Below are 20,826 nucleotides of genomic sequence, written 5' to 3'. Positions count from 1 at the left end.
CGCTCGCGCGTTCATTCAAGAAAACGGAGACAACATGCAACGACGTTCCTTCATCCAGGCCGCAGGCGCGGCGGCGGCCGCGACCCTCGGCGTGCCCAGCGTGTTCGCACAGGACTGGCCCTCGGGCCCCGTGCGCATCGTGGTCGGCTTTCCGCCGGGCGGCGGCACCGACGCGCTGGCCCGGGTGGTCGCCCAGAAGCTGGCCGTCATGTGGAATCAGACCGTCATCGTCGAGAACAAGGGCGGCGTGGCGGGCGTGTTGGCGGCCGAATACGTGGCGACCCAGCCGGCGGATGGCAGCACGCTGTTGATGGCCCACATCAACAGCCATGCCCTGGCGCCGAGCCTGCAGCCCAAGCTGCGCTACAACGTCGAGCGCGACTTCGTGCCGATCGTGCTGGTCGGCGTGACGCCCAATCTGCTGATCGCGAGCCCCACGCAGAAGGCCGTGACGGTCAAGGACATCGTGGCCCTGTGCGCCGCGGAACCGGGCAAGGTCAGCTTCGGCTCGGCCGGTGCCGGCTCCGCGCAGCATCTGGCGCTGGAGATGTTCAAGCTGCAGGCCAAGGTCGATGCAATGCATGTGCCCTACAAGGGCAGCGGGCCGTTGCTGGCCGACCTGATGGGCAGCCAGATTCAGTACAGCTTCGAGACGATGACGGCCGCCACCCCGCACGTGAAGAGCGGCAAGGTGGTCGGCGTCGCCCAGACACGACTCAAGCGCGCCAAGGGCCACCCGGGCATTCCGACCATGCAGGAGCAGGGCTTCGATGGCTTCGAGGCCACCACCTGGTACGGGCTCGCCGGCCCCGGCAAGCTGCCGACGGGCATTGCCGACAAGATCAATCGCGACGTCAACACGGTTCTCGCCATGCCCGATGTGCAGGAGCGGCTCGACACCTACGGCGCCGAGGACGGCGGCGGCTCGCGCGAGAAGTTCACCAAGTTCATCTCCAGCGAGATCGACAAGTGGGCGAGAGTCGTCAAGGACGGCAAGGTGAAGGTGGACGCATGACCGATCTGGCGGAATCCCTGGCATCGGCCTGGCGCGAGGGTCGCGCACTCGATGCGGCGGCCTGGCGGGACGGCGTGGGCGACGCGGCGCAGGCCTATGGCGTGCAGGACCGAGTGGCGCAGGCGATGGGCTGGTTCGGCACGGCCGTTCCCGGCCACTGGAAGTCCGGCGGTCCTTCGCGTGATGCCGTGCTGACGCACGCACCACTGCCGCCGGCCGGCGTGCGCGCCAGCCCGGCGAACTACAGCGACATGCATTTCAATGCGCCGGGCATCGAATCCGAGATCGCGCTGCGCCTCGGCGAAGCCGTGACGCCCGAGCGCGCCGCGGCGCTCACGCCTGAGACAGCGGCGGCCTTGATCGATGCGATGGCCGTCTCGATCGAGATCGTCGATTCACGCTGGGAACACCCGGCGAATGCTTCGGCCCTGCTGCGCCTCGCGGACCAGCAGTCGCATGGTGCGCTGGTACTGGGTGATTGGGTGCCTTACTCCGCGCGCGACTGGGCGGCGCAAACGTGCGAGACCCGCATCGGCTCCAGCGCAACCGATCTGCGCAAGGGCGCGCACTCGATGGGCGATCCCGCCTGGCTGCTGCCGATCTGGCTGCGGCATGCGACGCGCAACGGCGCGACCGTGCCCGCCGGCACCGTGGTCACCACCGGTTCGTGGGTCGGCGTGCTGCCCGTTGGCAAGGGCGATACGGTGGTTGTCGAATTCCCGGGCATCGGGCGGGCCGAAGCCCGCCTCTGAGCCTCTGGATCAGACCACGCGGACCGACAGGTTCGGAAGCCCGTCGATGTGCATTTCGATCAAGTCGCCGCGCACCACCGGCCCGACGTTCTCAGGCGTACCGGAATAGATGATGTCTCCGGGCATCAGCTCGAAGGCCTGCGACAACCGGCTGATCTGCTCGGCCACCGACCAGATCATGTGCTTGAGCGTCGCGCTCTGCTTGGTCTGGCCGTTGACCTTGAGCCAGATCGCGCCATCGGTGAAATGACCCACCTTCGCAACCGGATGGATCGGCCCGATCGGCGCCGAGCTGTCGAAGCTCTTGCCGATCTCCCACGGCTTCTTCTGGTCGCCCATCTCGCGCTGCAGGTCCCGGCGCGTCATGTCCAGGCCCAGCGAGTAACCGTACACATGCGACAGCGCGTTCTCGATCGGGATGTTGGTTCCTCCCTTGGACAACGCGACCACCAGTTCGGCCTCGTAGTGGTAGTTCTTCGTCAGGCTCGGATAGGGATGGTTGGGCACGGTCCCTGGCATGACGACCTGGATCGCATCCGCCGGCTTCTGGAAGAAGAAAGGCGGCTCGCGCGTCGGATCGGAACCCATCTCGCGCGCATGTGCGGCGTAGTTGCGTCCGATGCAATAGATGCGGCGAACCGGAAAAACCTGCTCGCTGCCGACGATCGGAATCGTCGACGAAGACACTTCGAAAGGCGTGCTCGGGGAGCGTGCGGCGCCGGCCGGCAGTGCGCAACCGACGAGGGCTCCGCTGGCCATGGCGGCGGATGTCGCCAGCAGGCCGCGACGTGAACTGGACATGTCTTGTCTCCTAGGGGTGCTCTGAAAAGATTCATTCTGGACCCGTATGCGGTCGCGATGCCGCACGCATTTACGCAGAACACGGACGCAACCCACACACCCTTACGATCGCCCGATGCCAACGACGTCCCGCCATCCCAGCCTCCGCCTGTACGGCATGCAAGAGCGTGCCAACCACCTCGACTTCGACATCCGATTCGAAGGTGCCCGCGACGTTCTCGCGCGACCGCACCGGCACGAGTACTTCCAGATTCAGGTGAGCGTTCAGGGTGGCTCGCAGCAAGTGATCGGCGGCGCGGTGCGGCCCTTTGGCACGGGCCATGTGAGCTTCGTGCTGCCCTATCGCGTGCATGTCGTTCCGCATCCGCCCGGCTCCCGCTACGCCATCATCAATTTCGACCAGGGCTTTCTCTGGCCGGAACTCGACGTGGAAGCGCTGGACCTCGAAGAAGTCTCCATCGCCCGCCTGCCGGAACTGGCGCCGTTTCTCTTTCAGGAATACGTCGACTTCCATTTCGGCGACACGGACTTCGCCCGCATCCTCGGCTGGCTGGACGAGTTGACCGCGTTGAACCAGGCCCGCTCCTTCGGTACGCAAGGTGCGATTCGCGGCATCCTGCTGCAACTGCTCGGACTGGCTTGCCAGCGGCGGGAAGCGCAACTGCTGGAACATGCGGCACGCCACAGCGGCCGCAGTTCGCGGCACGACGCGCTGCAACGCGTCATGCGCTACGTGCGTGAACACCTGCACGAGGAAATGTCGCTCAACGATGCGGCGGCCGCCGCCATGCTGTCGCCCAACTACCTCGCGCACCTGCTGAAGAAGCAGACCGATCGCACCTTCACCGAACTCGTGACCGAGCGGCGACTGGACCATGCGAAGGAACTGCTGCTGACCTCCACCGACCGCATCGGCGATGTCGCGCACCGATGCGGCTTCGGCGACGCCGTCTACTTCGGCCGCCGGTTCCGGCAGTGGACCGGGGTCACGCCGCGGCAGTTTCGCAACGAGGCCCAGGCCATGCGCACGCAGGTCTCAGGCTGATTGAAGGCCAGCGCGGCCCGTCTCGACCACGAAGCGGGCCTGCGTGTCGAAGGCCGCATCGGCCAGCACCGGGTGCGCGGTGGCGCGAAACTCGCACTGCAGTTGTCGAGGCGTGATGTCCACGAACGCATGGCCGCGCTGGTCGCCCCGCGCATGCGCCACGTCGGGGTTGTCGCGCCGCATGCGCGCCATGGCGGCCATGCTGGCACCCTTGGAAGTCACCGAGCCACCGACGAATTCAGTGGCCACGACGGGCGAAGCGCTGTCGTTCGGCACCACGCGAAGGTCGGCTGCGGCATGGCGGTGCACGTCGCCGCCGAACGCCACCAGATTGCGCACGCCTGCGTTGTGGGCGCCATCCAGCAAGCGTCGACGAGCCTCGGGGTAGCCGTCCCATCCATCGGTCCAGACCTTGCGGCCTTCGGGCGTGTCGATTCCGGTGGCGCTGACCTGCGAGGACTGGCCGAGCAGCTTCCACTGCCGGGTCGAAGCGGCCAGGCCTTGTGCCAGCCAGCGCTCCTGTTCGGCGCCGAGCATCGTGCGTGAGCGCTCTGCAAGTTCCGCGCAGCCGATGACCGTGCGGCCGACGTCACGCTCGGGATCGGGGCAGCCATGGCGGCTGCGGTATTGCCGGCAGTCGAGCGTCCAGAGCTCGGCCAGGCGGCCCCAGGTGTAGCGGTCATGAATCCGCATCGCGCTGCCCTGCGGCGGAATCAGCAGCGGCATGTGCTCGAAGTAGGCCTGGTAGGCCGCTGCGCGGCGGCGCAGGAAACGCTCGGGATCGTCGCGGGCCGGCTCCCGGTCGCCGGCATAGTCGTTGACGACCTCGTGGTCGTCCCAGGTCAGGATCCATGGATGCGCAGCATGGGCAGCCTGCAGATCGGCATCGCCCTTGTAGAGCGCATGGCGGTCGCGGTAGGCGTCGAGGGTGTACGGAGTCCGGGTGCCGTGCTTGCGCACCTCGTAGGCCGGGCTGCTGCCTTCGTAGATGTAGTCGCCGACGAAAAGCACGAAATCCAGTTCGCGGCCGGCGATTTCCCGATGCGACCTGAAGTAGCCCTGCTCGTAGTGCTGGCAGGAAGCGAGCGCGAAGCGCAGGCGCCGCACATCCGCATCGGGCGACGGCGCGGTGCGCGTATGGCCGACCGGGCTGACGGCGTTGCCGCACCTGAAGCGATACCAGTAGTCGCGCTGCGGCTGCAGGCCCCGCGCGTGGACATGCACGCTGAGCGCTCGCGATGCATCGGTCAACACCTCGCCGCGGGCGACGGTCCGGCGCAAGGCCGCGTCCGAACAGATCTCGTATTGGACGGCGCACGCGGTCTTCGCATGACGCGCGGCATCTTCCTCGCCCCCGGGCGCAAGCCGGGTCCACAGCACGACGCTGTCCGGCCGAGGCTGGCCGCTCGCTACGCCGAGCGTGAACGGGTTCGACGACCAGCGCGGGGCCGGCTTCTCTTCGGCGCGCAAGGGCGCGGCCCAGTTCCCCAATGCCAGCCACAGTGCGGCCCGGTTCAAATCTCTGCGGCTCAAGTTCATGGCCGCGAATGTAGCGCGCGGGCCGGCACCCGCTGACGTGCCCCCTATGATCGGCGCGCATTCGCAGCAAGGATTCGTGTGCTCAACGGTTTGTGGCTTGGCTTCTTCTTGACGGCAGCGGTGGCTGCGCTCGCGCGTTGGCTCGTCGGCGGCGACGCCACGGTGTTCGCTGCCGTGGTCGAGAGCCTGTTCGCGATGGCGAAGCTCTCCGTCGAGGTGATGGTGCTGCTCTTCGGCACGCTCACGCTCTGGCTCGGCTTCCTGCGCATCGCCGAGGCAGCCGGCATCGTGGACCGGCTCGCGCGCCTGCTCGGCCCGCTGTTTCGCCGGCTGATGCCGGAGGTGCCCCCGGGCCATCCGGCCCTCGGCCTCATCACGCTCAACTTCGCGGCCAACGCGCTGGGACTGGACAACGCTGCGACGCCGATCGGGCTGAAGGCGATGCGCGAGCTGCAGACGCTCAACCCGAGCGCGACGACGGCGAGCAATGCACAGATCCTGTTCCTTGTGCTCAACGCGTCGTCGTTGACGCTGCTGCCGGTCACGATCTTCATGTACCGCGCGCAGTTGGGCGCGGCCGATCCGACGATGGTGTTCCTGCCGATCCTGCTCGCCACCAGCGCGTCGACGCTGGTAGGGCTGCTGTCGGTCGCTGTCATGCAGCGGCTGAAGCTGTGGGACCCCGTGGTGCTGGCCTACCTGCTGCCCGGCGCGCTGTTGCTGGGTGGCTTCATGGCGTTGCTCGCGACCCTGTCGGCCGCGGCCCTGGCATCGCTGTCGTCGCTGCTCGGAAACCTCACGCTCTTCGGCCTGATCGTCGCCTTCCTGCTGGTGGGCGCGATCCGGCGGGTCAAGGTCTACGAATGCTTCGTCGAGGGTGCGAAGGAAGGCTTCGACGTCGCGAAGAACCTGCTGCCCTACCTGGTCGCGATGCTGTGCGCCGTCGGCGTGCTGCGCGCTTCGGGTGCGCTCGATCTTGCGCTGGAAGGCATCCGATGGCTGGTGGCGTGGACCGGCTGGGACACGCGCTTCGTCGATGCGTTGCCCACGGCGCTCGTCAAGCCCTTTTCCGGCAGCGCGGCACGCGCGATGCTGATCGAGACCATGAAGACCCATGGCGTCGACAGCTTCCCGGCGCTGGTCGCAGCCGTGATCCAGGGCAGCACCGAGACGACGTTCTACGTGCTCGCCGTGTACTTCGGTGCGGTCGGCATCCAGCGTGCGCGACATGCGGTGGGCTGCGCCTTGCTGGCTGAACTGGCTGGCGTGTTGGCCGCGATAGGCGTGGGCTACTGGTTCTTCGGATAGGTGGAACTCGCCCCCAGGCTTGCCCGCTTCGCGTGGCCGCCCGCCCCCCGCCGGGGGCAATGCCGGCGGCCCGGCGAAGCCGGTTCCGCGGCATTCCTGGACCAGACTGCACGGGTCCTGCAAACTTGTCGAGGCGGGATCGGCCAGAATAGCCCCTCACTCTCCTTCCCGCTTCCCCGTGACCGCTCCCGCCCAGGCGCAACCGCCCTCCTTCTCGACTGACGAGTTCCGCGCAGCCCTCGGCATGTTCGCGACCGGCGTGACGATCGTCACCGCGCGTTCCGCCAACGGCACACTGGTCGGCCTCACGGCCAACTCCTTCAACTCCGTCTCGCTCGATCCGCCGCTGGTGCTGTGGAGCCTGGCGCGCAGTGCGGCGTCGATGGCCGCGCTGAGCACAGGGTCGCACTACGCGATCAACATCCTCGCGGCGAACCAGAAGGATCTCGCGGAGCGTTTCGCAACGAAGGACGTCGATCGCTGGGCCGATGTCGTCTACAGCGAGGGCGTCGGCGGCGCGCCGGTGCTGGTGGGCGCGGCAGCGAGCTTCGAGTGCTTCAACCGCAGCCGGTATGACGAAGGCGACCATGTGATCTTCGTCGGCGAAGTGGAGCGCTGCTCGCACAGCGCCGGCGCTTCGCCGCTCCTGTTTCACGGCGGACGCTTCTATACCGAGCATCCGCTCTGATGGACGGGCCGAGTTCTCGCCGGGCGCATTCCTGCACGCCATCGCTCGCGGTGCTGCTGCTTGCCGTCTCACCTGCAGTCCATGCCGCCGAAAGCGAGGCGCGGACCAACTTCTTCGACGACCCGTTCTTCCAGGTGTCGTCGGGCCTGAAGGACTGCCCCGTGCCATTGGGGCCGCTCTACACGCCTGCCGAGGTGCGTTCCCAGATGCACGGCCGGCTGGAGCGCGGCACCAGCTGCTGGCTCGCCGGCCGCTGCAAGGACAGCAACGCCTACCGCTACGACAAGGCCATCGCGCCCGAAGTACGCAAGGCGCTGGACGGCGTGCCGGGCACTCGCCGCAGCAGCGTGTGGGTGACGGTGCAGCGCCGCTGGGTCTATCTGCAAGGCTGCGTGCCGACGCGTGACCTGGCCCGACGGCTCGAACGCGCAGCGAAGGCCGTGGCCGACGTCGAGACCGTCGTGCCCGACCTCATGGCCGGCACCCGCGGCAAGCCGCCCTATCCGCTCGCGACCCATCAACAAAAAGACAAAGAATGATCGACCGCAAGGACCATCTCGACTCCCGCGCCACCACCCTCCTGATCGCCTGCTGCGCGTTCTGGGGGCTGCAGCAGATCCTCATCAAGACGACCGTCACCGAAGTGCCGCCGCTCTGGCAGGCGTCGATCCGCATGACAGGTGCCGTCGTGCTGCTGTGGCTGTGGTGCCGTTCGCGAGGCGTTCCGCTGTTCGAGCGCGACGGCACGCTGCCAGGCGGGCTGCTGGCCGGCGCCTTGTTCGCGGGCGAGTTCGTCTGCATCTACATCGGGTTGCAGCACACCTCGGCCTCCCGGCTCACGGTGTTCCTTTACACCGCGCCCTTCGTGGTCGCCGTGCTGCTGCCGCGCGTCGTGCCCTCGGAGCGGCTGCACGGCATGCAATGGGTCGGCCTCGCGCTGGCCTTCGCGGGCGTGATCCTGGCCTTCAGCGAAAGCTTCGGACACAGCACGTCCAGCCAGTTGCACGGCGATGCGCTGGCGCTCGCGGCCGGCGTGCTGTGGGGACTCACGACGATGGCGATCCGCACCACCAAGCTTGCGACGGCCAGCGCCGAAAAGACGCTCTTCTATCAAATCGCGGTCACCGCGGCGGTGTCGCCGGTGCTGTCGCTGATGCTCGGCGAGCAATGGGGCTTTTCGTATTCGACCTACGCTTGGTTCTCGATCGCGCTGCAGACCGCCATCGGCGCCTTCGCGAGCTACCTGGCCTGGATGTGGCTGCTGCGGCACTACCCGGCCACGCGCATTTCGTCCTTCACCTTTCTGACGCCGCTGTTTGCGCTGGTGTTCGGCGTGGTGCTACTGTCCGAATCGCTCACCTTGCAACTCGTGCTGGCACTCGCCGGTGTGGCACTCGGGATCGTGCTGGTGAACCGGCGGCCCGCCCTGAAGCCATGAACTTCCAGCCCGTCCTCGACCAGATCAACGCAGAGATGCGTCCACTGCTGGGCGCCGAGGGCGCCGTGGCCAGCTATATCCCCGCACTGGCGCGCATACCGGCGAACCAGTTCGGCATCGCGCTGCGAACGCGTGAGGGTGTCGAGGCTTCGGCGGGCGACGCGGCCACGCCGTTCTCGATCCAGAGCATCTCCAAGCTCTTCACGCTCACGCTCGCCATGCGGTGCATGGGCGACGCGCTGTGGGAGCGCATTGGCCGCGAGCCCTCCGGCAATCCGTTCAACTCGCTGGTGCAGCTCGAGAACGAACATGGAAAGCCGCGCAACCCCTTCATCAATGCGGGCGCGATCGCCGTGGCCGACCGGCTGGTCAGCCGGGGCCACGCCAAGCCCGACGTGCTGGCGCTGATGTCGAGCCTGTGCGGCGAGCCGGTCGGTTTCGACGACGAAGTCGCCGCGTCCGAAGCCGCCACCGGCTATCGCAACATCGCGCTCGCCAACTTCATGAAGAGCTTCGGCAAGATCGACAATGCGGTGAGCGAAGTGCTGGACATGTACTTTCACCAGTGCGCGATTCGCATGAACTGCGTGCAACTCGCCCGCGCGGCGTGCTTCCTGTGCCGCGACGGCGCGCACCCCTTCGATGGCGAGCCGGAAATCACCACCGAGCGCCACACGCACCGCATCAACGCCCTGATGCTGACCTGCGGCACCTACGACGCCGCCGGTGACGTGGCTTTCTCGATCGGCCTGCCCTGCAAGAGCGGCGTGGGCGGCGGCATCGTCGCGGTGGTGCCGGACCAGCTCACGCTATGCGTCTGGTCGCCCGCGCTCGATGCGACGGGCAATTCCCTGCTGGGCATGAAGGCGCTCGAACTCTTCGTCGCGCGCACCGGCCTTTCCATTTTTTGATTCGCGCGAACGCGCCCGACATGACAGAAGAAGCCGCAACCCCCATTCAAGAAGCCACTCTCTGGAGCGACGAGCTCTGGACCGCACGCGTCATCAAGAACGAGGACGACGACGGCTGGGCCGTCGCGATGACGCGCCACGGCGACCCCGAGCCCGCACTGGTCGGGCCATGGACCATGGGCCGCGACAAGAAGAACCCCAAGCCGCTCGACGCGCCGGCCTTCCACACGCTGGTGAAGACCGCATCCGAAGTGCTGCGCCGGCACGAGCAGCAACTGCATGCACAACTGAACAAGCATGTGAGCATCGGCGCCGGGTCGGAGCGCATCCGGGTATCGCTGCAGATCGTGCCCGACGAGGACAATCCGCATGCTGTGCTGCGGGCGCACGACGAATCCGGCGAAGCGCTCGGCCAGGCGCGGGTGAGGCCGGATTTCAAGCTCAACGCAGCGAGCGCGGAGGCCTGGATCGAAGGCGGCTTCCAGAAGCCGCGCTGATCAGGCGGCGGTCACCAGGTTGCGGGTCGACTCGCGCACGACCAGTTCCGGACGCAGGACCACCGTCGACGCCGACAGCGCCTTGCCCTCGATCTCGTCGAAGAGCATTTCCGCCGCGCGCCAGCCCAGCTCGCGGTGCGGCAGGCGGATGGTGGTGAGCGGCGGATTCACCATGTCGACGAGCGGCATGTCGTTGTGTCCGGTGATCGAGATGTCCTGCGGCACGCGGATGCCGTGTTCGCGCAGCACGTCGTACGCGCCGAGTGCGACGAGGTCGTTGCAGCACACCACCGCGTCGGGTCGCGTGGGCGCCGCGAGCAACTGCTGCATCGCGGCCCGGCCGGCTTCGCGGCTGTAGCTTTCGCACTCGACCACGCAGGACATCTCCAGCCCGCGGTCGCGCAGCGCCTGCTCCACGCCTTGCCGGCGGCCCACGCCGGTCGGGATGTTCTGCGGCCCCGCCAGGTGGCCGATGCGTCGGTGCCCTGCCGACACGAGGTGGTCGACCGCGAGCTTCATCGCCAGCCGGTCATCGCTTACCACGGCCGGCAGCCGCCCGGTTTCGTCGGCCCGGTTGACCAGCACGGCATGCATCCCGGCCTTGGCGATGTAGTCGACCAGCGGATCGTCGCGCGTGGCGGTCGCCATCACCAGCCCATCGACCCGCTGCGCCAGCATGCGCTCGACGATCGGCCGGGCCAGTGCATGGTCCACGACGTTGGTCACGAAGACGAAGTAGCCGCGCGCCGCGGCGCTGGCCTCGATGCCCTGCAGGATCGGCGGAAAGACGGGGTTGGTGATGTCCGGCACCAGCACGCCGATGGTGTGCGTGCGCCCCGTGCGCAACGCCGAAGCCGCGCGGTTGGGCCGGTAGCCGAGCTTCAGCGCCGCCTCCTCGACCACCCGAAGCACCTCGGCGCTGATGAGCCCGCGCTTGTCCGGATTGAGGGCGCGGGACACCGTGGACACATGCACGCCTGCGGCCTGCGCGACGTCGCGGATGGTGACGGTGGAGGATGCCGAAGGGTTCATGAATGCAAACGATTGAACTTGGAGCAGATGCCAATTTGACCCGGTTTTCATAAGGGTCAAGGGGATACCCTGATTTTACGTTCCGCCCAAACCGGAGTTTAATTTGCAAACGTTTGCATAAACCCCAGCCCACCATGAACATCGTCACCACCCCCGATTCCGTGCTGCAGATGACCCTCCACGCCATGGACCGCACACCCGATCCGCGCCTGCGGACCGTGATGGCCGCGCTGGCCCGCCACCTCCATGCCTTCGTGCAGGAGGTGAAGCTGACCGAGGACGAGTTCGAGCACGCGCTCGGATTCCTCGTCGCCATCGGCCAGGCCAGCGGCGACACCAAGAACGAGGTCGTGCTGGCCGCCGACCTGCTCGGCGTGTCGACGCTGGTCGCACTGCTCAACAACCAGGACCCGCAAGGCGAGTCGCCCGCTGCGCTGCTGGGTCCTTTCTGGCGCGCCAACGCGCCCGTGTGCGATGCGGGCGAGAACATCGCGCGCTCCGAGACGCCGGGCGGCGTTCCGCTGGAGGTGTCGGGCAGCGTCCGCACCGCCGACGGGCAGCCGGTGGCCGGCGCCACCGTCGACGTGTGGCAAGCCTCGCCCGTCGGCCTCTACGAGAACCAGGACGCGGCGCAGGAAGACATGAACCTTCGCGGACGCTTCCAGACCGATGCCGAGGGGCGCTTTCACTTCCGCAGCGTGCGGCCGGCCGGCTATCCGGTGCCGACCGATGGGCCTTGCGGTGACCTGCTGCGTGCGCAGCTTCGGCATCCGAACCGCCCCGCGCATCTGCACTTCATGGTCAGCAAGCCGGGACACAAGGTGCTGATCACGCAGGTGTTCGCGGACGACGACGAGAACCTCGAAAGCGATCCGGTGTTCGGCGTGACGCGCAAGCTGATCGGGCGCTACGAGCTCGAGCCAGGCGGACAGCGCGCGACCCTGCAGCACGACTTCGTTCTGGAGCCGGGGGAAATGAAGTTCCCTCGCCCACCGATTCCTTGAGCACCCCCAGGCTTGCCCACTTCGTGTGGCCGCCAACCTCCGTGCAGGGGGCCATGCTGGCGGACCGGCGAAGCCGGGTCCGCGGCAGCCCCCGTACGCCCCTTCAACGCGACTTCAACCTGGAAAACTCATGAGCTTTGACCCCGCAACCCGACTCGACGGCAAGGTGGCCGTCATCACCGGAGGCCTCGGCGCGATCGGCTACGCGAGCGCACGCCGGCTCGCAGCGCTCGGCGCGACCTGCGTGCTGCTGCATCGCAAGGGCGAGGACGCTGACGCCCGCGCTGCCGCTCTGCCCAGCGCCGCCGGCCAGCGCCATTCGGCGATCCGCGCGGACATCGTCGACACGCCCAGCCTGCAGCGCGCCGCCTCCGAGGTGCAGTCCTCCCACGGCCGCTGCGACATCCTGGTGAACAGCGCCGGCCACACACGGCCGGTGCCCGCGGCCGATCTCGACGCGCTGACGGACGAACTCATCGACGAGCTGCTGCGCGCCAACTTCCGCGGCGTGTTCGCCACCATCCGCGCCTTCGCGCCGCTGCTGAAGGCAAGCGGCGACGGGCTGGTGGTCAACATCTCCTCGATCGCCGGATTCACCGGCGTGGGCAGCAATCTCGCCTATGTCGCGGCCAAGGCCGGCTTGGACGTGGTGGGCGATGCGCTCGCCAAGGCGCTGGCGCCTGCCGTGCGCGTGGTGTCGGTGTCGCCGGGCGCGGTCGAATCCGCCTTCGTGCCGGGACGCGGCGACGACTTCAAGGCCAAGATGGCCAGCACGACGCCGCTGGGGCGTATCGGGTTGCCCGAAGACGTGGCCGCGACGGTGGAGGCGCTCGCGACGACGCTGCGCTTCGTCACCGGCACGCGCATCGTGGTCGATGGGGGGAGGCACCTGTGAGCACGAAGACCCTCATCACCTGCGCCGTCACGGGCAACCTCGTGAAGCCGGAGCAGACGCCGCACCTGCCGATCACCCCTGCGCAGATCGCGGACGAATGCCTCGCCGCCGCCGAAGCCGGTGCCGGCCAGGTCCACATCCATGTGCGCGACCCCGAGACGGGCCGACCGTCCATGCAGGTCGAGCTGTACCGCGACGTGGTGGACCGCATCCGCCGCGCCAACCGCGAGCTGATCATCAATCTCACCACCGGCCCCGGCGGCCGCTTCATCCCGAGCGAGGACGACCCCAAGGTGGCGGCGCCGGGCAGCACGCTGCTGCCGCCGGAAAAGCGCGTCGAGCACATCGCACTCATCAAGCCCGACGTCTGCTCGCTCGACCTCAACACGATGAACTCCGGGCCCGACGTCGTCATCAACACGCCGAAGAACGTGCGCCGCATGGCGAAGGTGATTCGCGACGCCGGGGTGAAGCCGGAGCTGGAGATCTTCGACTCGGGCGACATCCACATGGCGCTCGACCTCATTGCCGATGGCACGCTCGAAGGGCCCGCCATGTGGACACTGGTGCTCGGCGTGAAGTACGGCTTCATGCCGACTCCGCAAACCGTGCTCTATGCCCGCGACATGCTGCCGCGCGGCGCCTTCTGGAGTGCCTTCGGCATCGGCCGCATGGAATTCCCGATCGTTGCGCAGGCATGGCTGCTCGGCGGCCATGTGCGCGTCGGGATGGAAGACAACATCTACCTCGACAAGGGCGTGCTCGCACAAAGCAATGCGCAGCTCGTCGCGAAGGCGCGGGACATCATCCAGAGCCTGGGCGGCGAAGTCGCGAATGCGCGCGAGGCGCGTTCGATGCTGGGACTGCGGGAGGGCCGGGCATGAGCGCGGTGATCAACGACAGCGCCCGCGCATTGCGCGTGAGCCAGAAGGCGGCGAACCTGGACGCTCTTCGACTCGAAGCAGCACCACAACCGCAACCTGTCGCCAAGCCCGGCTTCGCCGTGGTCAAGGTCGGCGCCGCGGCCGTCAACCCCAGCGACGTGAAGGCGGCGCTGGGCCTGATGCCGCAAGCCGTGTGGCCGCGTACGCCGGGCCGCGACTTTGCCGGCGTGGTGGTGGACGGTCCGAGCGATTGGATCGGCCGCGAGGTCTACGGTTCGGGCGGCGACGTCGGCATCACGCGCGACGGCTCGCATGCGCGCTTCCTGGTGCTCCCGGTGGCAGCCTTGCGCGACCGTCCGCGCAGCATTTCGATGGACGAGGCCGGCGCCGTCGGCGTGCCCTTCGTCACCGCCTACGAGGGCTTTCGCCGCAGCGGCATGCCGCAGTCGGGGCAGACCGTGCTGGTGCTCGGCGCCAATGGCAAGGTCGGCCAGGCTGCGGTGCAGCTCGCCGCGCAAGGCGGTGCGCGCGTGATCGCGGTGCAGCGGCGCGCCGGTTCCTTCGAGGGCTTCGCGAGTTCGCCGGTCGATGTGATCGATGCCACGCAGGGCGACATCGCGGCGCGCGTGCGCGAGCTGACGAACGGACGCGGCGTCGACATCGCCTACAACACAGTCGGCAGCGCCTACTTCGAGGCGGCCAACAAGGCGATGGCCAAGGGCGCAACGCAGATCCTGATCTCCACGCAGGACCGCGCGGTGCCCTTCGACATCTTCGCGTTCTACCGCGGCATGCACACCTACGTCGGTATCGATTCGCTCGCGATGGACTGCATCGCCTCGACCGCACAGCTCGACGCCATGCGCGAAGGCTTCGAGCGCGGCACGCTGAAGCCCTTCCCCGTGGCGCGCGCCTTCGCGCTCGACGAAGCGCTCGATGCCTATCGCCTCGTGCTGTCGGGCAGCACCGACCGTGTCGTCCTGCGCCCCTGAGGAGAAGCAGCCATGCACGTCACCCGATTCGATTCGGCGCCGGCCTACGAGGCGCCCAACCACTTCGACATGCGCTGCCTGCGCCTGCAAGGCAAGGACGCCGGCCCTTCGACGCAGATGTGGATGGGCATGAGCCAGATCCTGCCCGGCGGTCACACCACGCTCGACGGTTCGCCGATCGAAAAGCTCTACCTCGTGCTCGAAGGACGGCTGACCGTCGTCTCCGAACTCGACGGCCGGCAGGACGAGCAGGAACTCGGCCCCTATGACAGTTGCCGCTACGCGCCCGGCGAGAAGCGGCAACTCGTCAACCGCACCAACCGCCCCGTTCTGGTGGCGCTGGTGATGGCGAACGCACCGCCGCCCGCCTGAGGCGGAAAGCGCAACCCGATCCCGTCGTACCTCATCCCCCAGCGATTCAACGATTCAACGATTCCAACGGAGACACCCCATGACGACATTCTTCCCCGGCCGCCGCCAGCTTCTCACCGCCGCCCTCGCCCTGTGCGCCGTGGCTGGCGCCCACGCCCAAGGCGACTGGCCACGCGGCCAGACGGTCCGCATCGTGGTGCCGTTCACCGCAGGCAGCGGCACCGACATCGTGGCGCGCCTCATGGCGGAGAAGCTCGGACCCGCGCTGGGCACCAGCGTGATCATCGACAACAAGCCCGGCGCGGGCGGCACGCTCGGTGCGGCGCAGGTCGCCAAGGCGCCGGCCGATGGCTACACGCTGCTCATCCATTCGGCCGGGCATCTGGTGAACCCATCGATCTATCCGAACCTCTCCTACGACACGTTGAAGGACTTCGCTGGCGTCACGCCCTTGGCGAGCCTGCCCAACGTGCTCGTCACCTCGCCCAACAAGTTCGCCGATGAAAAGGATCTTGTCGCTCAGGTCAAGGCAAAGCCGGGCAGCTTCAACTATGGCTCGGCGGGCAATGGTTCCGCCACGCACATGAACGCCGAGGTGTTCCGTCTCGCTGCCGGCCTGCAGGCCCAGCATGTGCCCTTCCGCGGGACGCCGGAAGCGATGACGGAAGTGATGGGCGGGCGCATCGACTGGTTCTTCGCTCCCATGGTGTCGGCGCTGCCGCTGATCAAGGACGGCCGCCTCAAGGCTCTGGCCGTCGGCACCGACAAGCGCTCGTCCGTGATGCCGCAGGTCCCGACCACCGTCGAGGCCGGCGTGCCCGGTTCCGAATACCTCTTCTGGGTCGGCCTCTTCGCGCCGGCCAAGACGCCGAAGCCCGTCGTCGATCGCCTGCAGGCCGAGGTCGCGAAGATCATGGTCGCGCCGGACCTCAAGGACCGGCTCGACAAGCTCGGCGCGGAGCCCTTCACCATGCCGTCGGCGCAGTTCGACAAGTTCCTCGTCGACGAGACGGCCAAGGCGCAGCAGGTGGTGAAGGCGGCGGGGATCAAGGTGGACTGACACGCGCTGCGGTCCATGCCGGCGCGTTTCTGGTCTACGCTTCGGCATGTCCCTGCTCCTCTCCACCCTCCTCTTCCTGCATCTGCTCGCCGCCGCTTTCTGGGTTGGCGGCATGGCCCTGATGCACTTCGCCGTTCGACCGGCTGCCGTGGCGACGCTGGAGCCGCCGATGCGGCTGCCCTTCCTGGCGGCAACGCTGTCGCGCTTCTTCGTCGGCGTTTCGACCGCCATCGTCGTGCTGCTCGCGAGCGGACTGCTGATGGTCTGGGTGTCCGGCGGCTTCGGGCGTGTTCACTGGAGCGTGCACGCCATGCTCACGATCGGACTGGTGATGATGGCGCTGTTCCTGCACATCCGCTTTGCGCCCTATCCTCGCCTGCAGCGCGCCGTCGCGGCTCGCGAATGGCCGGTGGCTGCCGCCAACCTCAATGCGATTCGCAAGCTGGTCGCGGTGAACCTGGCGCTGGGCGTGCTGGTGTTCGCTTTCGCGGTGATCGGGCGATCCGTCTGAACGGATGCGCTATCACTGGCCGAAGCTTTCCAGTATCTGGAGCACGCTTTCGGCGGCGCCGTCGAGCGATGCGCGCGGGCGGTGCGCGATGCCCAGATGCCGCGTGAGCTTCGGGCTCAGCGGCAGCACTTGCAGCCGCTCGTTGAAGTCCGCACCCACCGGTTGATGCACCGGCAGCACCGCTGCGCCGTAGCCGGCCGCCACCAGGGCGAGCATCGCCGCGTCGTAGTTGAGTTCGAGGCGCGGGCGCGGCGACTCGCCGGCCGTTGCGAACCATTCCATCGTGAGCCGGTACATGTGCGTGGTCGCGTCATTGATGATCAGGGGCCTCTCGGCCAGCCATGGCGGCGTGATGCGCCTTGGCGCGTCCCACTTCTTCGGCAGGAAGGCCATCATCGGCTGGCTGCGCCAGCGCGTGACCACCAGGTCGCGTGTCGGAGGCTGCGGGATCGCCACGAGCCCGATGTCCAGCGTGCCCATCGCGAGGCGCGACATGGCCTCGCCCGAGCCGAGGATACTGACCTCGACATCGATGCCGGCATGGTCACGCTTCAGAGCCTCGAGCACCTGCGGCAGAAGCTCGACGACCACGCCTGTCGAGGTGCCCAGACGCACGCGACCTACGCGGCCCTCGGCCTGGCGCCGCACGGCGTCCACTGCATCGTCGGCGTCGCGCAGCAGGCGCCGCGCGCGCTCCACCAGCGCCGCGCCCGCCGCCGTGGGGGTGACGCGGCGGCTGCCCCGCACGACCAGCCTGGCGCCGAGCCGCGATTCGAGTTCGCTGATGTGCAGACTGACGGTGGGCTGCGCGAGGTGCAGCGCCCGGGAGGCGGCCGAGAAAGTGCCGAGGTCCACGATGGACACCAGGGTACGGAGTTGGTCGAGGTTGAGCTGTCTCATCAGTAAATCTGATCGGTTGCAACAGAAATCTCAACTTCCACAATAGCACGCGAGCTTGCACCATGGCATCCCATCCAAGGAGCCACTCATGCCATCGCCCAAGTCCGCCCTCTTTGTCGCCATCGCGGAGAGGATTCGCAACGTGCGCCGAACTCGCCAGGATCTCCGGCTGCTACGGGGCATGAGCGAGCGCGAACTGAGCGACCTGGGCGTCGGCCGCAGCGAGATCCCCGGATTGCTTCGGCAAGGCGCGGCCGCCGGATGCGCGCAGCTCAGCGATGTTGCGGCGCCGCGGAGTGGGCTACGCAGCCATGCGCGGTATGCCGGGGCTGCTGGGCGAGCAGTGCGGCCGTGACGCCGTTGGTCCAGCCGAAGCCATCCTGCAGCGGGTACTCGCCGCCGCTGCCGCCTTCGGTGTCATCGTGCTCCACGTGCCGCATCGCATACTTCTCGACCAGCTTGCCCTCGCGCTCGTAGACAGCCGCCACCGTCGCGAGCCAGCGCCTGGCGATGGTGCCGGCCAGGGCTTCATGGCCGTAGTCGGCCAGTCCGCGAATCGCCATCCATTGCAGTGCGGCCCAGCCGTTGGGTTGGTCCCATTGCTGGTCGCTGCCGCATTCGGTCGTCGAAAGCCCGCCATGCGCCAGCAACCGGCGCGACACGGTTTCCGCCAACGCCTGCGCCTGCACCGGTTCGGCGACACCGACGAAGAGCGGCACCACGCAGGCGGCGGTCAGGCAATCGCGCAGCTCGCCGCGGCGCCAGTCGTAGTCGAAATAGGCGTTGTGCCTCGGGTCCCAGAAATACTGCTGGATCGCGGCCTTGCGCTCGTCGGCACGCGCGGCGAATTCGCGCGCGCCAGTGGCGTCGCCGGCTTGCTGCGCGAGCGCGGCAATCTTCGATTCCAGCTTGTGGAGGAAGGCGTTGAGGTCCACTGGCAGGATCTCGGTGGTGCAGATGCTCGACAACGATGGCGCGGTGCTTGCTCGCACGTGCGGCCGCGTGCGCTGGCCGCCGTGGGGCGGCGGCGACCGCAGCCAACGGGTGCTGAAATCCCAGCCCGATTCACAGGCCGCGCGGATGTCGCGGTAGATCTCGGCGGGGTCGCGCTGGCAGGAGTGCGCCGTCGTCACGTCCTCGATCCACGACTCTTCGCGCGGCGTGTCGCGCTCGTCCCAGTAGCGATTGAGCAAGGCGCCGCCGGGCAAGCGCACCACGCGCCGCGCAGCCTGCCCCTCCGCCAGGCCGTCGCTGCCCTTCATCCAGAACGCATGCTCCTTGCGAAGCTGCGGCAGGAAGTCCACTTCGTTCGCAACGCCGCGCTGTTGCGCGAGTTCGACCATCAAGGCGAACACCGGCGGCTGGGATCGGCTCAGGTAGTAGATGCGCGTGCCATTCGGCACATGGCCGTAGGTGTCGATCAGATAGGCGAAGTTCTGCAGCATGTCGCGCATGAGCTGCGTACGGCCCTCCCCGAGCAGGCCCAGCAAGGTGAAGTACGAGTCCCAGTAGTACAGCTCGCGAAAGCGCCCGCCCGGCACGATGTACGAGTGCGGCAGTTGCAACAGCGACGACTGCGGCGGATGGGCCTGCGGATGCCGCGTGAGCACCGCCCACAGATCATCGATGTGCGCGGCGATGGGCTGCCCGGGCACCGACACATAGTCGGACGCCGCCTGCTCCAGCACATCGAAATGCGCATGCACGAAAGCCGCGAGATCGAAGCCGGGCTGCGGGGATTGCGCGCGGTAGGCCGCGAGGATGTCCGCCGGCTCGATGCGCGGCACGCAGTCGACGAAGCTCTTGCTGTCCGAGAAGACGTGATTCGACTGGACCGCGATGAACAGTTCTTCGTAGCGGTCGGCCGGCGTCAGCGTGTCGGGCGCGGGCGCGGCGGCCGCGCGCGTCGCGCGCTGCGTGCCAGCCGGGCCCGCTTGGTTCACACCACGCCCGCCTCACGCAGCGATGCCCGCCGCTTCTCGTCAATGCCCAGTTCGGCCAGCACCTCGTCGGTGTGCTGCCCCAGTGCGGGCGGCGCGTGGCGCAGCACCGGTGGCGTGGCCTGCAGGCGCAGCGGGCTTGCGACGCCGACGATCTGGTCGATGCCGTCGCCCGCATCGCGAGGCAGGCTCACGGCGAGGCCGCGCGCCTTGACCTGGTCGTCATCGAAAGCCTGCGCGATGTCGTTGATCGGGCCGCAGGGCACGGCCTTGTCTTCGAGCAGCGCAATCCATTCCGCGGTGGTGCGGGTGCGCGTCACGACTTCCATCTGCGGGATCAGCACTTCGCGATGTTTCACGCGCAGCGTGTTCGTGGCAAAGCGCGGATCGCTGGCCCATTCGGCGTGCCCGGCTGCTTCGCAGAAGCGGGCGAACTGGCCGTTGTTGCCGATGGCGAGCAGCATCGCGCCGTCCTTCGTGCGGAAGTCCTGGTAGGGCGCGAGGCTCGGGTGGCTGTTGCCCTGGCGCTGCGGCGCCACCCCGGTATTGAGGAAGGCGCTCGCCTGGTTGGCGAGGATCGCCATGCCGACGTCGAGCAGCGCCATGTCGATGTGCTGGCCCTCGCCGGTGCGGTGCCGCACTTCGAGCGCGGCAAGGATCGCGGTGCTCGCGTAGACGCCGGTGAACAGGTCGGTCAGCGCCACGCCCACGCGCAACGGTCCACCGCCGGGCGCGTCGTCGGGACGGCCGGTGATGCTCATCATCCCGCTGGTGGCCTGGATCATCAGGTCGTATCCGGCACGCGAGGCATGCGGGCCGTCGTGGCCGAAGCCCGTCACGCTGCAATAGATGAGGCGCGGGTTGGCCGCGCGCAGGGATTCGTGGTCGAGCCCGTATTGCCTGAGCCCGCCGGTCTTGAAGTTCTCGACCAGGATGTCGCTCTGCGCGGCCATCTGCTTCAGCAGTGCCTGCCCTTCGGCCGAGGCCATGTCGATGGTGACCGAACGCTTGTTGCGATTGCAGGCGGTGAAGTAGGTTGCCTGGTTGGTGTCCCTGCCTTCGGCGTCCTTCAGGAAAGGCGGGCCCCAGGTGCGCGTGTCGTCGCCGACGCCGGGGCGCTCGATCTTGACGACGTCCGCACCCAGGTCGGCCAGGATCTGCGTGCACCACGGGCCGGCGAGGACGCGGGAGAGGTCCAGAACCTTGAGGCCCGCGAGGGCGCCTTCCTTCGGCGCCGCCATG

General features: G+C 67.9%; 23 protein-coding genes. 17 read left to right on the top strand and 6 right to left on the bottom strand.

Annotated elements, in window-relative coordinates; genetic code table 11:
* The first annotated feature begins 34 nt into the window (after positions 1-34).
* Together QTH97_RS19845 and QTH97_RS19840 are read left to right on the top strand one after the other, a co-directional pair.
* Entirely contained in the window at positions 35-1,015 is a 981-nt protein-coding gene (locus QTH97_RS19845) for a Bug family tripartite tricarboxylate transporter substrate binding protein (RefSeq protein WP_286570173.1), read from the top strand.
* Positions 1,012-1,767 carry a fumarylacetoacetate hydrolase family protein gene (locus QTH97_RS19840; protein WP_286570172.1) on the top strand — a complete coding sequence of 252 codons (756 nt, stop codon included), beginning with the start codon at positions 1,012-1,014 and terminating at the stop codon, positions 1,765-1,767. Before QTH97_RS19845 ends, QTH97_RS19840 begins: the two co-directional genes overlap by 4 nt.
* A 9-nt stretch (positions 1,768-1,776) precedes the next feature.
* On the opposite strand, the gene QTH97_RS19835 is transcribed toward QTH97_RS19840, so the two are convergent.
* A complete protein-coding gene (locus QTH97_RS19835) occupies positions 1,777-2,568 on the bottom strand; it encodes a fumarylacetoacetate hydrolase family protein (RefSeq protein ID WP_286570171.1) in 792 nt (263 codons plus the stop codon).
* A gap of 115 nt (positions 2,569-2,683) precedes the next feature.
* Between QTH97_RS19835 and QTH97_RS19830 the strand changes: the two genes are divergently transcribed.
* A complete protein-coding gene (locus tag QTH97_RS19830) occupies positions 2,684-3,613 on the top strand; it encodes a helix-turn-helix domain-containing protein (RefSeq protein ID WP_286570170.1) in 930 nt (309 codons plus the stop codon).
* Here the strand turns inward: QTH97_RS19830 and QTH97_RS19825 are convergent.
* The gene (locus QTH97_RS19825) at positions 3,605-5,152 is read right to left on the bottom strand and encodes an alkaline phosphatase D family protein (RefSeq protein ID WP_286570169.1); all 1,548 of its coding nucleotides are present in this window, start codon (positions 5,150-5,152) and stop codon (positions 3,605-3,607) included. The genes QTH97_RS19830 and QTH97_RS19825 overlap by 9 nt on opposite strands.
* A gap of 78 nt (positions 5,153-5,230) precedes the next feature.
* Between QTH97_RS19825 and QTH97_RS19820 the strand changes: the two genes are divergently transcribed.
* The 6 genes from QTH97_RS19820 to QTH97_RS19795 all read left to right on the top strand — a co-directional run bounded on the left by QTH97_RS19820 (position 5,231) and on the right by QTH97_RS19795 (position 9,994).
* Complete coding sequence (locus tag QTH97_RS19820; protein WP_286570168.1) at positions 5,231-6,460, top strand: spore maturation protein; 1,230 nt, start codon at positions 5,231-5,233, stop codon at positions 6,458-6,460.
* Positions 6,461-6,638: 178 nt separating this feature from the next.
* Positions 6,639-7,148 carry a flavin reductase family protein gene (locus QTH97_RS19815; protein ID WP_286570167.1) on the top strand — a complete coding sequence of 170 codons (510 nt, stop codon included), beginning with the start codon at positions 6,639-6,641 and terminating at the stop codon, positions 7,146-7,148.
* Positions 7,148-7,687 carry a BON domain-containing protein gene (locus QTH97_RS19810; RefSeq protein WP_286570166.1) on the top strand — a complete coding sequence of 180 codons (540 nt, stop codon included), beginning with the start codon at positions 7,148-7,150 and terminating at the stop codon, positions 7,685-7,687. The genes QTH97_RS19815 and QTH97_RS19810 overlap by 1 nt, the downstream gene beginning before the upstream one ends.
* Complete coding sequence (locus tag QTH97_RS19805) at positions 7,684-8,586, top strand: DMT family transporter (protein ID WP_286570165.1); 903 nt, start codon at positions 7,684-7,686, stop codon at positions 8,584-8,586. Before QTH97_RS19810 ends, QTH97_RS19805 begins: the two co-directional genes overlap by 4 nt.
* Complete coding sequence (locus tag QTH97_RS19800) at positions 8,583-9,497, top strand: glutaminase (RefSeq protein WP_286570164.1); 915 nt, start codon at positions 8,583-8,585, stop codon at positions 9,495-9,497. Before QTH97_RS19805 ends, QTH97_RS19800 begins: the two co-directional genes overlap by 4 nt.
* Positions 9,498-9,517: 20 nt before the next feature.
* Complete coding sequence (locus tag QTH97_RS19795; RefSeq protein ID WP_286570163.1) at positions 9,518-9,994, top strand: hypothetical protein; 477 nt, start codon at positions 9,518-9,520, stop codon at positions 9,992-9,994.
* Here QTH97_RS19795 and QTH97_RS19790 read toward each other — a convergent pair whose 3' ends face one another.
* Positions 9,995-11,026, bottom strand: coding sequence for a LacI family DNA-binding transcriptional regulator (locus tag QTH97_RS19790; RefSeq protein WP_286570162.1), 1,032 nt, complete (start codon positions 11,024-11,026; stop codon positions 9,995-9,997). It lies immediately after the preceding gene.
* Between the two features lie 134 nt (positions 11,027-11,160).
* On the opposite strand from QTH97_RS19790, the gene QTH97_RS19785 reads away from it, so the two are divergent.
* The 7 genes from QTH97_RS19785 to QTH97_RS19755 all read left to right on the top strand — a co-directional run bounded on the left by QTH97_RS19785 (position 11,161) and on the right by QTH97_RS19755 (position 16,744).
* Complete coding sequence (locus QTH97_RS19785; RefSeq protein ID WP_286570161.1) at positions 11,161-12,030, top strand: dioxygenase family protein; 870 nt, start codon at positions 11,161-11,163, stop codon at positions 12,028-12,030.
* Positions 12,031-12,160: 130 nt separating this feature from the next.
* Positions 12,161-12,925 (top strand): SDR family NAD(P)-dependent oxidoreductase, encoded by a 765-nt coding sequence (locus QTH97_RS19780; protein ID WP_286570160.1) that lies wholly within the window; start codon positions 12,161-12,163, stop codon positions 12,923-12,925.
* Positions 12,922-13,809, top strand: a complete 888-nt coding sequence (locus tag QTH97_RS19775; protein WP_286570159.1) for a beta-keto acid cleavage family enzyme — start codon at positions 12,922-12,924, stop codon at positions 13,807-13,809. Before QTH97_RS19780 ends, QTH97_RS19775 begins: the two co-directional genes overlap by 4 nt.
* A complete protein-coding gene (locus QTH97_RS19770) occupies positions 13,806-14,801 on the top strand; it encodes a quinone oxidoreductase family protein (RefSeq protein ID WP_286570158.1) in 996 nt (331 codons plus the stop codon). Before QTH97_RS19775 ends, QTH97_RS19770 begins: the two co-directional genes overlap by 4 nt.
* Positions 14,802-14,813: 12 nt before the next feature.
* On the top strand, positions 14,814-15,173 hold the full coding sequence (locus tag QTH97_RS19765) for a cupin domain-containing protein (RefSeq protein WP_286570157.1): 360 nt from the start codon (positions 14,814-14,816) through the stop codon (positions 15,171-15,173).
* Between the two features lie 79 nt (positions 15,174-15,252).
* On the top strand, positions 15,253-16,233 hold the full coding sequence (locus tag QTH97_RS19760; RefSeq protein WP_286570156.1) for a tripartite tricarboxylate transporter substrate binding protein: 981 nt from the start codon (positions 15,253-15,255) through the stop codon (positions 16,231-16,233).
* A 46-nt stretch (positions 16,234-16,279) separates the two neighbouring features.
* The gene (locus tag QTH97_RS19755; protein ID WP_286570155.1) at positions 16,280-16,744 is read left to right on the top strand and encodes a CopD family protein; all 465 of its coding nucleotides are present in this window, start codon (positions 16,280-16,282) and stop codon (positions 16,742-16,744) included.
* A 12-nt stretch (positions 16,745-16,756) separates the two neighbouring features.
* On the opposite strand, the gene QTH97_RS19750 is transcribed toward QTH97_RS19755, so the two are convergent.
* Positions 16,757-17,644 (bottom strand): LysR family transcriptional regulator, encoded by an 888-nt coding sequence (locus QTH97_RS19750; RefSeq protein WP_286570154.1) that lies wholly within the window; start codon positions 17,642-17,644, stop codon positions 16,757-16,759.
* 88 nt (positions 17,645-17,732) lie between these two features.
* Between QTH97_RS19750 and QTH97_RS19745 the strand changes: the two genes are divergently transcribed.
* Positions 17,733-17,999 (top strand): YjiS-like domain-containing protein, encoded by a 267-nt coding sequence (locus QTH97_RS19745; protein WP_286570153.1) that lies wholly within the window; start codon positions 17,733-17,735, stop codon positions 17,997-17,999.
* Here the strand turns inward: QTH97_RS19745 and treF are convergent.
* Positions 17,917-19,587, bottom strand: coding sequence for an alpha,alpha-trehalase TreF (treF, locus tag QTH97_RS19740; RefSeq protein ID WP_286570152.1), 1,671 nt, complete (start codon positions 19,585-19,587; stop codon positions 17,917-17,919). The genes QTH97_RS19745 and treF overlap by 83 nt on opposite strands.
* Positions 19,584-20,825, bottom strand: a complete 1,242-nt coding sequence (locus tag QTH97_RS19735; RefSeq protein ID WP_286570151.1) for a CaiB/BaiF CoA transferase family protein — start codon at positions 20,823-20,825, stop codon at positions 19,584-19,586. The genes treF and QTH97_RS19735 overlap by 4 nt, the downstream gene beginning before the upstream one ends.
* Between the last annotated feature and the right edge of the window lies 1 nt (position 20,826).

Source organism: Variovorax gracilis (assembly GCF_030317115.1).
Taxonomy (GTDB): Bacteria; Pseudomonadota; Gammaproteobacteria; order Burkholderiales; family Burkholderiaceae_C; genus Variovorax; species Variovorax gracilis.
Note: the sequence above shows the minus strand (reverse complement) of the source record. Positions and strands in the feature narration are given on the sequence as shown.

Bases quoted from the DNA above. Each gene is read 5' to 3' on its own strand.
- QTH97_RS19845 (WP_286570173.1), top strand. From the start codon at position 35: ATGCAACGACGTTCCTTCATCCAGGCCGCAGGCGCGGCGGCGGCCGCG.
- QTH97_RS19840 (WP_286570172.1), top strand. From the start codon at position 1,012: ATGACCGATCTGGCGGAATCCCTGGCATCGGCCTGGCGCGAGGGTCGC.
- QTH97_RS19835 (WP_286570171.1), bottom strand. From the start codon at position 2,568: ATGTCCAGTTCACGTCGCGGCCTGCTGGCGACATCCGCCGCCATGGCC.
- QTH97_RS19830 (WP_286570170.1), top strand. From the start codon at position 2,684: ATGCCAACGACGTCCCGCCATCCCAGCCTCCGCCTGTACGGCATGCAA.
- QTH97_RS19825 (WP_286570169.1), bottom strand. From the start codon at position 5,152: ATGAACTTGAGCCGCAGAGATTTGAACCGGGCCGCACTGTGGCTGGCA.
- QTH97_RS19810 (WP_286570166.1), top strand. From the start codon at position 7,148: ATGGACGGGCCGAGTTCTCGCCGGGCGCATTCCTGCACGCCATCGCTC.
- QTH97_RS19805 (WP_286570165.1), top strand. From the start codon at position 7,684: ATGATCGACCGCAAGGACCATCTCGACTCCCGCGCCACCACCCTCCTG.
- QTH97_RS19800 (WP_286570164.1), top strand. From the start codon at position 8,583: ATGAACTTCCAGCCCGTCCTCGACCAGATCAACGCAGAGATGCGTCCA.
- QTH97_RS19795 (WP_286570163.1), top strand. From the start codon at position 9,518: ATGACAGAAGAAGCCGCAACCCCCATTCAAGAAGCCACTCTCTGGAGC.
- QTH97_RS19790 (WP_286570162.1), bottom strand. From the start codon at position 11,026: ATGAACCCTTCGGCATCCTCCACCGTCACCATCCGCGACGTCGCGCAG.
- QTH97_RS19785 (WP_286570161.1), top strand. From the start codon at position 11,161: ATGAACATCGTCACCACCCCCGATTCCGTGCTGCAGATGACCCTCCAC.
- QTH97_RS19780 (WP_286570160.1), top strand. From the start codon at position 12,161: ATGAGCTTTGACCCCGCAACCCGACTCGACGGCAAGGTGGCCGTCATC.
- QTH97_RS19770 (WP_286570158.1), top strand. From the start codon at position 13,806: ATGAGCGCGGTGATCAACGACAGCGCCCGCGCATTGCGCGTGAGCCAG.
- QTH97_RS19765 (WP_286570157.1), top strand. From the start codon at position 14,814: ATGCACGTCACCCGATTCGATTCGGCGCCGGCCTACGAGGCGCCCAAC.
- QTH97_RS19760 (WP_286570156.1), top strand. From the start codon at position 15,253: ATGACGACATTCTTCCCCGGCCGCCGCCAGCTTCTCACCGCCGCCCTC.
- QTH97_RS19755 (WP_286570155.1), top strand. From the start codon at position 16,280: ATGTCCCTGCTCCTCTCCACCCTCCTCTTCCTGCATCTGCTCGCCGCC.
- QTH97_RS19750 (WP_286570154.1), bottom strand. From the start codon at position 17,644: ATGAGACAGCTCAACCTCGACCAACTCCGTACCCTGGTGTCCATCGTG.
- QTH97_RS19745 (WP_286570153.1), top strand. From the start codon at position 17,733: ATGCCATCGCCCAAGTCCGCCCTCTTTGTCGCCATCGCGGAGAGGATT.
- QTH97_RS19735 (WP_286570151.1), bottom strand. From the start codon at position 20,825: ATGGCGGCGCCGAAGGAAGGCGCCCTCGCGGGCCTCAAGGTTCTGGAC.